The 13681-nt window shown below is 58.1% G+C and carries 12 protein-coding genes; 7 read left to right on the top strand and 5 right to left on the bottom strand.

The window, feature by feature from the left end; all coding sequences use genetic code 11:
- The first annotated feature begins 100 nt into the window (after nt 1-100).
- Nucleotides 101-1012, top strand: coding sequence for a DMT family transporter (locus tag RQI55_RS03560; RefSeq protein WP_243255727.1), 912 nt, complete (start codon nt 101-103; stop codon nt 1010-1012).
- 79 nt (nt 1013-1091) lie between these two features.
- On the top strand, nt 1092-1421 hold the full coding sequence (hspQ, locus tag RQI55_RS03555; protein WP_042619043.1) for a heat shock protein HspQ: 330 nt from the start codon (nt 1092-1094) through the stop codon (nt 1419-1421).
- Nucleotides 1422-1493: 72 nt separating this feature from the next.
- On the opposite strand, the gene RQI55_RS03550 is transcribed toward hspQ, so the two are convergent.
- The gene (locus RQI55_RS03550; RefSeq protein WP_042619042.1) at nt 1494-2141 is read right to left on the bottom strand and encodes an invasion associated locus B family protein; all 648 of its coding nucleotides are present in this window, start codon (nt 2139-2141) and stop codon (nt 1494-1496) included.
- A 412-nt stretch (nt 2142-2553) separates the two neighbouring features.
- Between RQI55_RS03550 and RQI55_RS03545 the strand changes: the two genes are divergently transcribed.
- From RQI55_RS03545 to RQI55_RS03535, 3 genes are all read left to right on the top strand, one after another.
- Nucleotides 2554-4389: an extracellular solute-binding protein gene (locus RQI55_RS03545; protein WP_243255726.1), complete on the top strand. Its 1836-nt coding sequence runs from the start codon at nt 2554-2556 to the stop codon at nt 4387-4389.
- Nucleotides 4390-4476: 87 nt separating this feature from the next.
- Nucleotides 4477-5148, top strand: coding sequence for a DsbA family oxidoreductase (locus RQI55_RS03540; RefSeq protein ID WP_042619041.1), 672 nt, complete (start codon nt 4477-4479; stop codon nt 5146-5148).
- Nucleotides 5149-5200: 52 nt separating this feature from the next.
- Nucleotides 5201-6157 (top strand): DMT family transporter, encoded by a 957-nt coding sequence (locus tag RQI55_RS03535; RefSeq protein WP_243255725.1) that lies wholly within the window; start codon nt 5201-5203, stop codon nt 6155-6157.
- Between the two features lie 6 nt (nt 6158-6163).
- Here the strand turns inward: RQI55_RS03535 and RQI55_RS03530 are convergent, their stop codons facing one another.
- From RQI55_RS03530 to RQI55_RS03520, 3 genes are all read right to left on the bottom strand, one after another.
- Nucleotides 6164-6493, bottom strand: coding sequence for a hypothetical protein (locus RQI55_RS03530; protein WP_042619039.1), 330 nt, complete (start codon nt 6491-6493; stop codon nt 6164-6166).
- 130 nt (nt 6494-6623) lie between these two features.
- Entirely contained in the window at nt 6624-10121 is a 3498-nt protein-coding gene (gene mfd, locus RQI55_RS03525; protein WP_243255723.1) for a transcription-repair coupling factor, read from the bottom strand.
- Nucleotides 10118-10435, bottom strand: a complete 318-nt coding sequence (locus RQI55_RS03520; protein WP_042619037.1) for a succinate dehydrogenase assembly factor 2 — start codon at nt 10433-10435, stop codon at nt 10118-10120. The genes mfd and RQI55_RS03520 overlap by 4 nt, the downstream gene beginning before the upstream one ends.
- Nucleotides 10436-10605: 170 nt before the next feature.
- On the opposite strand from RQI55_RS03520, the gene recG reads away from it, so the two are divergent.
- Together recG and RQI55_RS03510 are read left to right on the top strand one after the other, a co-directional pair.
- Nucleotides 10606-12711 carry an ATP-dependent DNA helicase RecG gene (recG, locus tag RQI55_RS03515; RefSeq protein ID WP_311272158.1) on the top strand — a complete coding sequence of 702 codons (2106 nt, stop codon included), beginning with the start codon at nt 10606-10608 and terminating at the stop codon, nt 12709-12711.
- Between the two features lie 5 nt (nt 12712-12716).
- On the top strand, nt 12717-12974 hold the full coding sequence (locus RQI55_RS03510) for a hypothetical protein (protein ID WP_311272159.1): 258 nt from the start codon (nt 12717-12719) through the stop codon (nt 12972-12974).
- On the opposite strand, the gene RQI55_RS03505 is transcribed toward RQI55_RS03510, so the two are convergent.
- Complete coding sequence (locus tag RQI55_RS03505) at nt 12959-13645, bottom strand: DUF502 domain-containing protein (RefSeq protein ID WP_042619035.1); 687 nt, start codon at nt 13643-13645, stop codon at nt 12959-12961. The genes RQI55_RS03510 and RQI55_RS03505 overlap by 16 nt on opposite strands.
- Nucleotides 13646-13681 lie beyond the last annotated feature (36 nt).

Below are 13681 nucleotides of genomic sequence, written 5' to 3'. Positions count from 1 at the left end.
GCGCCTTCCGGGGCGCCTTTTTCTTTTCATGGCATTCCGATCAAGCCCCGCAACACATACGTTGCAAGCGCACCGGCCAATTCTCCAAGCTGACATAAGCATGACATCGACAGACAAGACCCCTCGCCTGCGTGACTGGTTGATTTTCCTCGCGGTGCCCTTCTTCTTTTCCAGCAATGTGATTTTCGGGCGTGGCGTGATTGGCGAAGTCTCACCCTTCGTGACGGCCTTTCTGCGCTGGTCTCTATCCTTACTCTGCGTGGCGCCCTTCATCGCAAGCGACTGGCGGGCCTGCGCACGCTTTATCCGACAGAAAACCGCGCTCTGGCTCATTCTCGGCATTCTGGGCATGGGCATCTGTGGTGGCGTTGTCTATTGGGGCCTGACCATGACCTCGGCTGCCAATGGCACCCTAATCTACACCACGTCGTCCCTCTTCATCATCCTGTTTCAGCGCGTGCTTTATGGCCGGGCCATCAGGCGGCTGGAAGTTGTCGGCATGGCCATCGCCTTTGCGGGCGTTGCAGTCATTGTCCTGAAGGGTGATGCGAGCGCGCTTTTGCACCTGAAATTCAATCTTGGCGATATCGCGATTCTCGTCGCGGCGGTTTCGTTCGCGGTCTATTCGCTGCTGTTGCGAGATCCGGCGGCGCGGGACATGGCATCTCTCAGCCTTTTCGGGTTGATTGCGTTCTCAGGCGCGCTCGTTCTTTTGCCACCGGCTGCGATTGAACTAGCCCAGGGCGGCATGCTGCCCCACACGGCCATGGCATGGGCCAAGATCGGTGGAATCATCCTGTTCGCATCCATCTTCGCATTTTACTGCTTCACCCACACAGTGCGTGTGTTCGGTGCTTCCACGGCGGGAATCACGCTCTATATGATGCCGCCGGTCTCAATCGTCATGGCCGTGGTGTTTCTTGGCGAGAGCTTTGAGACCTATCATGCGCTCGGCATCGTGCTGGTCACAGGCGGAGTGGTGCTGGCAACGGCACCGTTCGGACGCCGGTAACAATTTGAAGATCAGCCAAACATTAACTTGATATTTTGCATTCTAACCCCAAATTGTATCGGGAAAGGATGTGCATGCCATGAAACAAAGAGACGCTAAGTTTACGATTGGTGAGATTGTTCGCCACAAGATGTTTCCGTTCCGCGGCGTGGTATTCGATGTTGATCCAGAATATGCGAATACCGAGGAATGGTGGAACGCAATTCCTGCTGAGATACGCCCTGAGCGCGACCAGCCGTTCTATCACCTTCTGGCCGAAAACGATGAGACAGAATATGTCGCTTACGTATCGGAGCAGAACCTGGTGCACGATGAGAGCGACCAGCCGCTGCGCAACCCGAATATCTCCCGCATATTCGACACCACTCCCAATGGTGAGTTGCGGGCAAAGTCAGCCATGACGCACTAAGATTGCTAGCGAAATCTGAGCAGCAAAAAACCGGCCTGAAATCTCAGGCCGGTTTTTTTATGATTCAATATCTTAGTTCGCTGGCTTGGTCTTGGCAGCGTCCTGAGCGGCTTCGAGCTTCTTGCGCGCTTCTTCAGCCTTCTTCTGCATGCCTTCCTGCAGCGAACGCTGGCTTTCAGCAAGCTGAGACTGCGTGATTGGCTGGCCGTCGTAAGCGCCGGTGAAGCCGTTCAGAGCGATCTTGATAGGGTTCGGCGCGCGGCGGAAGTTGATCGACGTAAAGACGATTTCCGTGCCCTTCTTCATGCTGGCAATCATCGCATCCGTCAAAGGCACTTCTGCGGTGCACTTGTCTGGAAGGCAGACTGCGTAATCCAGCTTCTGGCCCTTGCCACCATCAATCTGCATCATGACGCCGGGAGGCAACAGACGTGCTGTTGGCACGGAAACCTGAAGCAGCTTGCGGTTGACCTTGCCTTCAACGCTGATGAGGCCGACAGCCGTGATCATCTGGCCGTTCTGCGCGAGAACAACGTTCTGAACAACGCAAACATCATTGTCTTCCTGCTTGCTGCATGTCTTGAACCAGCCAAGTGGCGGTGCGCCGGCCGGAGCGGCAGCCTGCTGCGCCTGCGACACAGCCGGTGCGGCCACTGCACCCAGCGAAAGAACGAGGGCAGACAGGGCTGCGCGGCTGAATGTGTTTGCGTTATGCATCATAAGAGTTCCGTCTCCTGAATTTTCTTAGACGAAGCAGAACGGTACGAACTGCTTGGCATCGCCGGTAACCGTCTGCCCGTTCAACTGTCGTTTAAATGAGGCAAATGCGTGACCCGAGTGTTTCGGCAAACCTGTTACATCCCGTTGAGGACGATATCCAGCACTTCTTTGAGTTTTTAAAGAAGCCCGACAAGTTTTCTCTCGCAGGATGCCTGCCCGCGAGCGTTGTGTGTCTATTCGACACACTCAGACCGCTCGAACATATTTTAGTTACGCATCATGCTTTACGAAAATCAAAACCGATTTTCGCGCCGTTGCGTCGTCTGTGATACATTTGCGCGGGAATCAATACAAGACGGGTTTCCCGCATCAACGCAGGGATCAGACAGCCGGAATGCGACAGGACATTAATATGCGAAGCCTTTTGGCGTTCATCCCCGCCCTTCTTTTTTCAGGTCTGGCGCTGGCGGAACCACTCCACGGGATTTCGATGCATGGCACCGTTGCCCTACCCGCAGACTACAAGCACCTTCCGTATGTGAACCCTGACGTCAAAAAAGGCGGACGCATGTCCTATGGCGTCGTCGGCACCTTTGACAGCCTCAACCCCTTTGTGTTGAAGGGCATGCGCACGACAGCGCGCGGCGTGTGGGACCCGGAATTTGGCAATCTCCTTTATGAACCGTTGATGCAACGTTCCGGCGACGAGCCGTTTTCGCTTTACGGCTTGTTGGCGGAAAGTGCCGAGTGGGATGACGATAGAACCTACATCCAGTTCAACATGAACCCGAAGGCAAAGTGGCAGGATGGCCAGCCGGTTACGCCTGATGATGTGATCTTCACTTTCAATCTGTTGAAGGAAAAGGGACGTCCACCCTTCAACAGCCGCCTGAATGGCGTGGCGAAAATGGAGAAGGTTGGAGAGCACGGCGTGCGTTTCACCTTCAACGAGAATGCCAACCGCGAAACGCCGCTGATTCTCGCCTCCTCCACGCCCATACTGCCGAAACACGCCATCGACCAGGCGACATTCGAACAGGGCGGCCTTGGCCCGGTGGTTGGTTCTGGTCCTTACACCATCAAGACCTTGAAGCCCGGCGAACGTGTCGTCTGGCAGCGAGACCCCAATTACTGGGGCAAGGATATTCCCTCGAAAGTAGGCTTCGACAATTACGACGAAATCAGCATTCTCTACTTCCTGCAGGTCACGACCATGTTCGAAGCCTTCAAGAAGGGTGATATCGACATCTACCCGGAAGGCGATGCGATCAATGGCACCTCCGATACGTCCCATTGGGGGCAGGCATACAACTTCCCGGCGGTTCAACGCGGCGAGATTGCCAGAGACGTTTTCGAAACCCGGATGCCATCGGGCATGTTCGGTTTGGTCTTCAACACCCGCCGCGCGCTGTTTGCCGACAAAAATGTTCGCGAAGGCCTGTCCTATGTCCTAGATTTCGAGTGGATGAACCGCAACATTCTCGGCGGGGCGTTCAAGCGAACGCAGAGCTACTGGCAAAATTCCACCCTCGGCGCATTCGGCAACGCGGCAGATGCGCGTGAACTGGCGCTGCTGGGCGACGCCGCCAAAAAACTGCCGCCCGCACTTCTTGCAGGTACCTACGCCATGCCGGTGACGGATGGATCGGGCGCTGACCGTACCGTGCTGAAACTCGCTGTCGACAGGCTGAAGGCGGCCGGTTACACGATCAAGAACGGCAGGATGTCTGACACCTCGGGCCGCCAGCTCAGCTTTGAACTCATGACGCAAAATCCGGCGCAGGAGCGCATCGCACTGGCCTATCAGCGCTCGCTTCGCCTCATCGGTGTCGATATGGCGATTCGTTCTGTCGATGACGGGCAATATCAGGCGCGCTCGAACAGTTTCGATTACGACATGATTATCCGCTCGCTTCCCTCCTCGCTTTCGCCGGGGGCTGAGCAGCTGAACCGTTGGGGCTCCGCCTCTCGCGATGCCAATGGCAGCTTCAATTATGCTGGTGTGGCTGACCCCGATGTGGACCGGATGCTGGAGGCGCTTTTGCAGGCGCGTTCAACCGAGGATTTCCAGGCAGCTGTCCGCGCCTACGACCGGCTTTTAACGGCAGGGCATTACGTCATCCCGCTCTATTACATCGGTGCGCAATGGGTGGCGCGCTGGAAATATATCGAGCGGCCAGACGGCATACCGCTTCTCGGCGCACAGAAAACGACTTGGTGGGATGCCCGCGCCCAGAAGAGCCCGTGAGATGGTTCTCTTGAGGTAACGCCTTGCGCACGCCTCTCAACGCTCCTAGATGGAGCGGATATTTTTCAAGTCCGAAAGGGAAGCACCATGCAACGCATTGTTATCGACGTCGTCTCGGACATGGTCTGCCCATGGTGCTATGTCGGCAAGGCCCGGCTTGATCTCGCCATCGCTGAGGTTCTGGACGAGGTGAGCGTCGACATCAACTGGCGCCCTTACCGTCTTAACCCGGATTACCCGCCTGAAGGTGTGGACCAGAAGGCCGAACTGGAGAAGAAGCTAGGCGGCAAGGACAAGGTTGAGCAGGCCCACGAGATGCTGACACAGCTTGGCAAGGAAGTCGGCATTGCCTTTGATTTCGATGCGATCAAAATTGGCCCCAACACGCTGGACGCCCATCGCCTTTCGCTTTGGGCGCATGCCGAGGGACGTGAGTTTCAGGACAAGGTCGTCAACGAACTGTTCCGCGCGAATTTCGAACAGGGCCTCAATATCGGCGACCACACCGTGCTGGCCGACATTGGCGAAAAGGCCGGGATGAATCGCGAGGTCGTGACAAAGTTGCTGGCCTCCGATGCCGACAAGGACACCATCGTGGCCGAAATCGACGCTGCCCAGCAGATGGGTGTATCGGGAGTTCCATTCTTCATTCTGGACCAGAAATATGCGGTCAGCGGCGCGCAGAGCAAGGAAGTGCTGATTAATGCGCTGCGGGATATTGCCAGAATGAAGCTGGAAGAGCATAGGGCAATGAACTGATCGTCAGCGCCTCGCTCGCGATTCCCGGCCCCTCCCTTTTTCTGGTGTCTCCGTGTCCGATAACACGCTGAAGGGCATTCTGCTCGCATTTGCAGCCTTCGCAGCCTACGCTTGGAGCGATGCGAGCGTGAAGCTCATCGAAGGGCAATTGTCGCCCATTCAGTCCGCCTTCTTCGGCGCATTGTTCGGGCTCTGCGCCCTGCCCTTCATCCGCAAGCGACACGATGACTGGCGCGATATCGTCCGCACCACCAACCGGCCCTTGTGGCTGTTGCGGTTTCTGTCATCAGGCGTCGGCGCCATCACCTCGGTTACGGCCTTCACCCATCTTTCGATGGCGGAAGCCTTTGCGCTCATCTTCCTGCTGCCAGCCTTCGTCACCATCATGTCGGTCCTGTTCCTGAAAGAACAGGTCGGGTTCAAACGCTGGTCAGCCGTGATCATCGGTTTTGCCGGCGTGCTGGTTATCTTGAGGCCCGGTTTCCGCGAGCTTTCGACCGGGCATATCGCCGCCATCATCGCCGGTCTATGCGGCGCGATTTCCATCGTCGTTCTCCGCGCCATGGGGCCATCGGAAAAGAACATCTCGCTCTATGGGGCGGGGCTGATCGGCACGTTGGCGATTTGCGGAGTTGCGATGATTTCGACCTTCACGCCGCCCAATGCCGAGCAATGGATGTATCTGGCCGGTTATGGCCTTCTCGGCGCTCTCGCCAATGTGCTCGTGATGTATGCCGCCCAATACGCGCCTGCGGCCATGATCGGGCCCACGCAATACAGCCAGATGCTGTGGGCAATCCTGTTCGGCTACCTGATTTTCGGTGACCATGTGGATGGCTGGATGCTGGTGGGCATTGCGCTTATCATTGGCTCAGGACTGATTACGCTGATCCGTGAGCGGCAGAGGCACGTGCCCCTGCCCACTTCAGTTGCGGCGGCAGATCAGAATGTGAATGTCGCCATGACGCCCGACGATGATGACCCTAGAGATCAATCGCACGCAAACTGATCCTGATCAGTCACACACCCTGGCGCGGTACATATCGCCATAGCCATCCTGTCTCCATGCAACATGGCAGCGGGGGTAAACGGGCTGATAGACGACCGGGGGGCCATAGACAGGCTGGCTGTAGACCGGAGTGGCGGCATAGACCGGACCACTATTATAATTGTGCGATGCGCTGTTGATCAACGCACCCCCGACAACCGTGCCGGCGATACCGGCGAGCAATCCGCGTCCGAAATTGTTATGTGCTTCTGCCTGGCTGGCGGTGGCAATTGTGGTGCCCGCAATTGTCAAGGCAACCAGACCAGCGGTGACAAACCTGTTCATGGTGGTCAACATAGTCTTGCTCCTTCATCTGACGGCGTGTGGCGAAGAGCGCCTTGCCGATGAGGTGAGACTATGCCTCCAGACCATACCGCTTCATGTCCGTTTGATTAAATCGCCGTAAGAAACGGCGATTTAATACGGGTCAGTTTTTCGCTAGTTCCGCGAGCTGCGTCATGACCATGGCTGCGCCGGACAGACGCTTTTCTGGCGTTGGCAGATCGCGGGTCAGGAACACGCTGTGGTCTGGCCTGATCTTGGCCATGGAGCCCTGCTTGGCGATATAGCCGACCAGCGCTGCGGGGTTCGGGAATTGCTTGTTGCGGAATTGGACGACGACGCCCTTTGGACCCGCATCCAGCTTTTCGACATTGGCCGTGCGGCACAGCGACTTGACGTAGACGATCTTGAGCAGGTGCTGCACTTCCTTCGGCAGCGGGCCAAAGCGGTCAATCATCTCGGCACCGAAGCCATCGATTTCGTTGAGGTCGGTCAACTCGCCCAGGCGGCGATAGAGACCCATGCGCAGATGCAGATCCGGCACATAGGCTTCCGGGATCATGACAGATGTGCCAACCGAAATTTGTGGCGACCAGCCGGTATCGAGAACCTCGTCCTCACCCTTCACCTCGGCCACGGCCTCTTCCAGCATCTGCTGGTAAAGCTCGAAACCAACTTCCTTGATGTGGCCGGACTGTTCTTCGCCGAGCAGATTGCCTGCGCCGCGAATATCCAGATCGTGGCTGGCAAGCTGGAAGCCTGCGCCGAGCGTATCCAGCGATTGCAGAACCTTGAGGCGGCGCTCCGCCATGGTCGTCAACACCTTGTTGACCGGCAGGGTGAAGAGCGCGAAGGCGCGGACCTTGGAACGTCCCACACGGCCGCGAAGCTGGTAAAGCTGCGCAAGGCCGAACATATCCGCACGGTGCACGATCAGCGTATTGGCTGTCGGAACGTCGAGGCCCGACTCGACGATGGTGGTGGAGAGAAGCACATCATATTTGCCGTCATAGAAGGCATTCATGATGTCTTCCAGCTCACCAGCGCCCATCTGCCCATGGGCAACGGCAACCTTCAGCTCCGGCACGTCAGATTGCAGGAAGGCGTGCATATCGGCAAGGTCCGCCAGACGCGGGCAGACATAGAAGCTCTGGCCGCCACGGTAATGCTCGCGCATGAGCGTTTCGCGAATAACCAGCGCATCGAACGGCGAGATGAAGGTGCGCACCGCCATGCGGTCAACGGGTGCCGTCGTAATCAGCGACAGTTCCCGCACACCGGTCATGGCCAGTTGCAGCGTGCGCGGAATGGGCGTGGCCGACAGCGTCAGCACATGCACATCGCTTTTCAGCTCTTTTAGCCGTTCCTTGTGCTTCACGCCGAAATGCTGCTCCTCATCGATGATGAGAAGGCCGAGATTGGCGAAGTTGATGCCAGCGCCCAGAAGCGCGTGGGTGCCAACAACGATATCCGTCTTGCCCTCGGCCACTTCCTTCTTCGTCAGCGTCAGTTCCTTCGTCCCGACAAGGCGTGACGCCTGCTGGATGCGGATGGGAAGCCCACGGAACCGCTCCGTAAAGGTGCGGAAATGCTGGCGCGCCAGAAGCGTGGTTGGCACGACGACAGCAACCTGCACGCCATTCATGGCCGCAAGGAAGGCGGCGCGAAGTGCCACTTCTGTCTTGCCAAAGCCGACATCGCCGCAGATCAGGCGATCCATCGGGCGACCGGCGCCTAAGTCTTCACGAACCGATTCGATTGCGTTGAGCTGGTCTTCCGTTTCATCATAAGGGAAACGGGCCGCAAACTCGTCATAGAGACCATCGGGCGCTGCCAGCACCGGTGCATGGCGAACCATTCGGGCTGCGGCAATGCGGATGAGATCGCCCGCCATGTCCAGCAGGCGCTTCTTGAGCTTGGCCTTGCGCATTTGCCATGCGCCGCCACCCAGCTTGTCGAGGCTGGCTTCTGCCGAATCAGACCCGTAGCGTGAGAGAAGATCGATGTTTTCGACCGGCAGGAAAAGCTTGGCCTCATCGGCATAATGCAGCTCAAGGCAATCACGCGGTGAACCGGCCGCCTCGATGGTGCGCAGGCCAACAAAGCGGCCAATGCCGTGTTCGGCGTGGACGACGAGCGAGCCCTCATCCAGCCCGGCAACTTCCGAGATGAAATCGGCCCCGCGCTTGCGGCGCTTGGAGCGCCGCACCATGCGGTCGCCCAGAATATCCTGTTCGCCAATCACGGCCAGATTGCCGGTTTCGAAACCCGCCTCAAGGCTTAAGACCGCAGCGGCGGCCTCGCCCTTGCCGAGTTTATCCACCTCTTTGAACGACTGCACCGTCTTGATGTTTTCAAGACCATGCTCGTTCAGCACCTGCAACATGCGGTCGAGCGAACCTTCCGACCAGCCGGTGATCAACACCTTCCAGCCCTTGGACCGGCGCTCGGCAATGTGCTTGACGGCAAGGGTGAAGACGTTGACTCGGTCTTCGCTTTCGGTTTCCGTCTGCGACTTGGCCCAGCGCGGCCCGACATGGGCATCCAGCAAGGCAACCGGCTTGTCTTTGCTGTCCTGCTCGTTAAACGGCGTCAGGCGAACGGCATTGACGGCATCCAGCGCCGTCTCAAAGCTTTTCGCACCCAGATAAATCTGGCTTGGCGCGACCGGCTTATAGGGTGCGCCCTGCGTGGAGCCCTTTTTCTCGCCCGACGTCTGGCGTGCATCATAATAGTCATTCACCAGCTTGGCACGCTCGACAGCGGCCTCACGGGCTGTGTGATCGGTTACGATGCGGAAGCCCTTGAGATAGTCGAAGGCGGTTTCCAGCTCTTCGTAAAACAGGGGCAGCCAGTGCTCCATGCCCGCGTAACGGCGGCCTTCGGAAACGGCCTGATAGAGCGCGTCATCCCGGGTGGCAGCGCCGAACATGGTCAGGTAATTCTTGCGGAAACGGCCAATCGTATCCGGCGTCAGCGTCACTTCGCTCATAGGGTTTAGATCGAGCGAACGGGCCTGGCCGATGGTGCGCTGGCTGGCGGGATCGAAACTACGGATGCTTTCCAGCGTATCGCCGAAGAAATCCAGACGCACCGGCTCTTCCGTGCCGGGCACGAACACGTCCAAAATGCCGCCGCGCACGGCAAATTCGCCCACTTCGCGCACCGTTGCCACACGGTCGAAACCATTGCGCTCCAGCCGCGCGGCAATTTCTTCCATGCGGATCTGGTTGCCGGGCTTGGCGGAGAACGCAAGACTCTCGATGACGTCACGCGGCGCCATCTTCTGCAACATGGCATTGACGGTGACGAGCACGATGGCCGGATGTGGCTTTTTCTGGTGGTGGATCAGGCCTGATAGCGTAGCCAGTCGCCGCCCCGACACATGCGCACTGGGCGAAACGCGGTCATAGGGCAGGCAATCCCAGGCGGGCAGTGAGAGAACGGGAATATCAGGCGCAATGAAGCCAAGCATCTGCTCCAGATCAGCCACGCGCTGGCCGTCGGAGAGAACATAGGCAACGGGCGTGCCTTGGCGGGCCATATCGGCCAGCAGAAAGGCTTCCGTGCCAGAAGGCACATTGCCAATGGTCAACGGCGTGTTGGCCGATGCCACCAGCCTGACATCGAATCCAGCTATCATTGAGGGCTATTTCCGTTCTGGGCGGTGACCAGATCAAAATCCGGGCGGTAGGAAATGATTTTCATGAACAGAGGCGTCTGGAACTTCTCCGGAATGGCTTGTGCCCCCGTCACGAACTGCACGAGGTCCTGATCTTCCTCATCCATGATGATTTCCAGCTCGTCCAGCTGCTCTTCGGAAAGATCGGAGATGTTTTCTTCCGCGAACTGGCCGAGAACCAGATCCATTTCCCTGATGCCGCGGTGCCAGCACCGATAAAGAATTCGCCTGCGCCTCGGATCGAGGTCAGCGCTTGTGCGCACCAGTCCTGTCATGGCATTCACCCGTTTGTTGACGTGGCCTTTCCTATAGAACAGGACAGGAACGATTGGGAACCGGTTTTTTAGGAAAATATTGCCGGACCTCGCAAAACTGCCGGTGATAAACTGAGTTTATCGGCAAGCCGCCCTTGCATTACGCCCGCCCTTCCACGATTTTGCTCGCCATGCGCCCCGCCCTCCTCGATCCGCTGTTTGCTACTGTCGCCACGCTTGCAGGCGTAGGGCCGAAACTTGCCGATTTGCTGGCTAAGCTTCTGGGTCGGGAAAACGCTTTGGAAAGCCGGGTCATCGACCTTATCTTCCACGCGCCCTACAACATTATCGACCGGCGCAACCGCCCCGGCATTGTGCACGCCCCACAGGGCGCGATCGTAACCATTCAAGGTCGCATAGACCGCCACCAGCCTGCACCGCCGGGCAACCGCGCAGCACCCTACCGCGTGTTTCTGCATGACGAGACCGGTGAACTGGCGCTGACCTTCTTCCGCGCAAAGGGCGATTGGCTCTCCAAGGCTCTGCCTGTTGATGAAGAGGTGATGGTCAGCGGCAAGATCGACTGGTTCAATGGCCGCGCCTCCATGGTGCACCCGGATTTCATGGTCAAGGTTTCCGAGGCCGAGAACCTGCCGCTGGTCGAGCCAGTCTACCCGCTGACGGCAGGGCTTTCGCCCAAGGTTCTAAGACGGGCCATCGATGGCGCGCTTTCCAAAATGCCGGTCTTTCCGGAATGGATCGACGAGGCGCTGGCGCGGCGTGAGAGCTTTCCCGATGTAGCAACCGCCTTTCGTGATCTGCACGACCCCCGCGACGAAACCGACATCGACCCGCAAGCGCCTGCACGGCGAAGGCTTGCCTATGACGAGTTTCTGGCTGGTCAGCTGTCGCTGGCGCTGGTGCGCCAACGGCTTCGCAAGGTCACCGGCCAACCAATTCGCGCCAAGGGAGAATATGCTGCCAAGATTCTAGCCAACCTGCCGTTTTCGCTGACGGCAAGCCAGAGCGCTGCGGTGAAGGACATTCTGACCGACATGGCGGGCGAAGACCGCATGTTGCGGCTGCTGCAAGGTGATGTCGGCGCGGGCAAGACGCTTGTGGCGCTGATGGCCATGGCCACAGCCGTGGAAGCTGGCGGACAGGCTGTGCTGATGGCACCGACCGAAATTCTCGCCCGCCAGCATTTTGCGACCATCTCAAAATTCGCCGCCACGGCTGGCATTTCCTGCGTGGTGCTGACAGGGCGCACGAAGGGCAAAGAGCGCCGGGAAATAGAAGAAAAGATTGCCTCCGGTGAGGCCCAGATCGTGATCGGCACCCATGCGCTGTTTCAGGATAGCGTGACCTATAAGAGCCTCGTGCTGGCGGTGGTGGATGAGCAGCACCGCTTCGGCGTGCACCAGCGCCTGCGACTGACCGCCAAGGGCATCTCGCCGCACATGCTGGTCATGACAGCGACACCCATTCCCCGCACGCTGGTTCTCGCCGCCTTCGGAGACATGGATGTTTCCAAGCTGACGGAAAAACCGGCTGGCCGCAAACCCATCCAGACCGTGACGATTTCCACCGAGCGCATCGGCGATATTGTTGCGCGGCTGAAAAGCGCGCTTGCCGACGGCAAGAAAGCCTATTGGATCTGCCCGCTGGTGGAGGAATCGGAGGAATCCGATCTCATGTCAGCGGAAGAACGTCACGCCGTCCTCTCGAAGTCACTGGGCGCAGACATAGGCCTCATCCATGGCCGTATGACCGGGCCGGAAAAAGACGCGGCCATGCTTGCCTTCAAGAGCGGTGAAACCCGCCTGCTGGTGGCAACGACAGTGGTGGAAGTGGGCGTGGATGTGCCGGATGCCACGATCATGGTCATCGAGCACGCCGAGAATTTCGGCCTTGCCCAGCTTCACCAGCTGCGTGGCCGCGTGGGGCGTGGCGATGAGGCTTCCACCTGCATCCTGCTCTATAAGGGGCCACTCAGCGAGACGGGCAAAGCGCGCCTTTCCATTCTGCGCGACAGTGAGGATGGCTTTTTGATTGCAGAAGAGGATCTGAAGCTGCGTGGTGAAGGTGAACTTCTGGGCACCCGCCAATCTGGAACACCCGGTTTCCGCATCGCCAGTCTTGAGGCACATGCCGACCTGCTGGAGATTGCCCGCAAGGATGCCGCCTACATCATAGAACGCGACGCGGAACTGATGAGCGACCGTGGCCGCAACTTGAGAACACTGCTCTATCTCCATCGCCGCGACGAAGCGATCCGTTTCCTCCATGCAGGCTGACCTTCATGAATGACATGCCCCTTCCGCCGCCAGCCTTTTCAAAGGGCTACGCGCTTTGCTCTCCGGCCAATCTCATTCAGCCGGAAACTTTCGCAAAGACCGAGAAGAAAGCCATAGCCAAAAACTTCAAGAAACCCGGGCGCAAGAAAGCATGGGCCAAGGCGCAGGAGGAAGGCTGGAGCATGAAATTCGTCTATATGCGCGTCTTCGTGCCGGTCTTTCATTCGACCGCGACGTCGAGCGAAGTTTACGACGACGATTGATCCACGACGGGCTGATCAGCCGTCTTGGCTATGAAATCCGGAGCGACCAGACCGCCGGAGATGAGCAACTTTGCGCCGTCTTCCGGCGACATGTCCAGCATGATGATCTTGTCTTTCGGGACGAACAGCAGAAAGCCCGCCGTGGGTACCGGCGTTGGCGGCAGAAAGACCGCGACCATCTCCTGCCCCATCTCGTTGAAGCGGTGGGCCATTTCGCCTGTCGCATCCGATGCCACAAACACCATGGCCCATGTGCCGGGCGACGGAAACTCGATCAGGCCGACCTTCTTGAACGAGCTGGAATGCTCCTTCAAAACCGATTCGAACAGCTGCTTGATGCTTTTGTAGATGGGCCTGACAAAGGGCATGTGGTTGAGGATCGACTCGCCCACGCCGACAATCCATTTGCCGATGAGATTGTTACCGAGGAAGCCGATGAGCGTGATGCCAATGACAGCCACCAGAAGGCCGAAGCCGGGAATGGCAACATCGAAATATTGCTCCGGGTCATAGCGCGCCGGAATATAGGGTTTGACCCAGCTATCCACCCATTGGAGGAACGTCCACACCAGCCACATGGTAATCGTGACCGGCGCAAGAATGAGGATGCCGGTCAGAAAATTGTTGCGCAACCGCGTCGCAAACGAAACTTTGAGGGGGTGATCTGTCATACAATCCGTAGGGCTGTTATTCGGCATCACCGAGGC

Origin of the sequence: Rhizobium sp. WCS2018Hpa-16 (genome assembly GCF_031843705.1) — a bacterium.
Lineage (GTDB): Bacteria > Pseudomonadota > Alphaproteobacteria > Rhizobiales > Rhizobiaceae > Agrobacterium > Agrobacterium tumefaciens_C.
Note: the sequence above shows the minus strand (reverse complement) of the source record. Positions and strands in the feature narration are given on the sequence as shown.

Excerpts from the sequence above, each read along its gene's own strand:
- RQI55_RS03560 (WP_243255727.1), top strand. The coding sequence starts at position 101 with ATGACATCGACAGACAAGACCCCTCGCCTGCGTGACTGGTTGATTTTC.
- hspQ (WP_042619043.1), top strand. The coding sequence starts at position 1,092 with ATGAAACAAAGAGACGCTAAGTTTACGATTGGTGAGATTGTTCGCCAC.
- RQI55_RS03550 (WP_042619042.1), bottom strand. The coding sequence starts at position 2,141 with ATGATGCATAACGCAAACACATTCAGCCGCGCAGCCCTGTCTGCCCTC.
- RQI55_RS03545 (WP_243255726.1), top strand. The coding sequence starts at position 2,554 with ATGCGAAGCCTTTTGGCGTTCATCCCCGCCCTTCTTTTTTCAGGTCTG.
- RQI55_RS03540 (WP_042619041.1), top strand. The coding sequence starts at position 4,477 with ATGCAACGCATTGTTATCGACGTCGTCTCGGACATGGTCTGCCCATGG.
- RQI55_RS03530 (WP_042619039.1), bottom strand. The coding sequence starts at position 6,493 with ATGTTGACCACCATGAACAGGTTTGTCACCGCTGGTCTGGTTGCCTTG.
- mfd (WP_243255723.1), bottom strand. The coding sequence starts at position 10,121 with ATGATAGCTGGATTCGATGTCAGGCTGGTGGCATCGGCCAACACGCCG.
- RQI55_RS03520 (WP_042619037.1), bottom strand. The coding sequence starts at position 10,435 with ATGACAGGACTGGTGCGCACAAGCGCTGACCTCGATCCGAGGCGCAGG.
- recG (WP_311272158.1), top strand. The coding sequence starts at position 10,606 with ATGCGCCCCGCCCTCCTCGATCCGCTGTTTGCTACTGTCGCCACGCTT.
- RQI55_RS03510 (WP_311272159.1), top strand. The coding sequence starts at position 12,717 with ATGAATGACATGCCCCTTCCGCCGCCAGCCTTTTCAAAGGGCTACGCG.
- RQI55_RS03505 (WP_042619035.1), bottom strand. The coding sequence starts at position 13,645 with ATGACAGATCACCCCCTCAAAGTTTCGTTTGCGACGCGGTTGCGCAAC.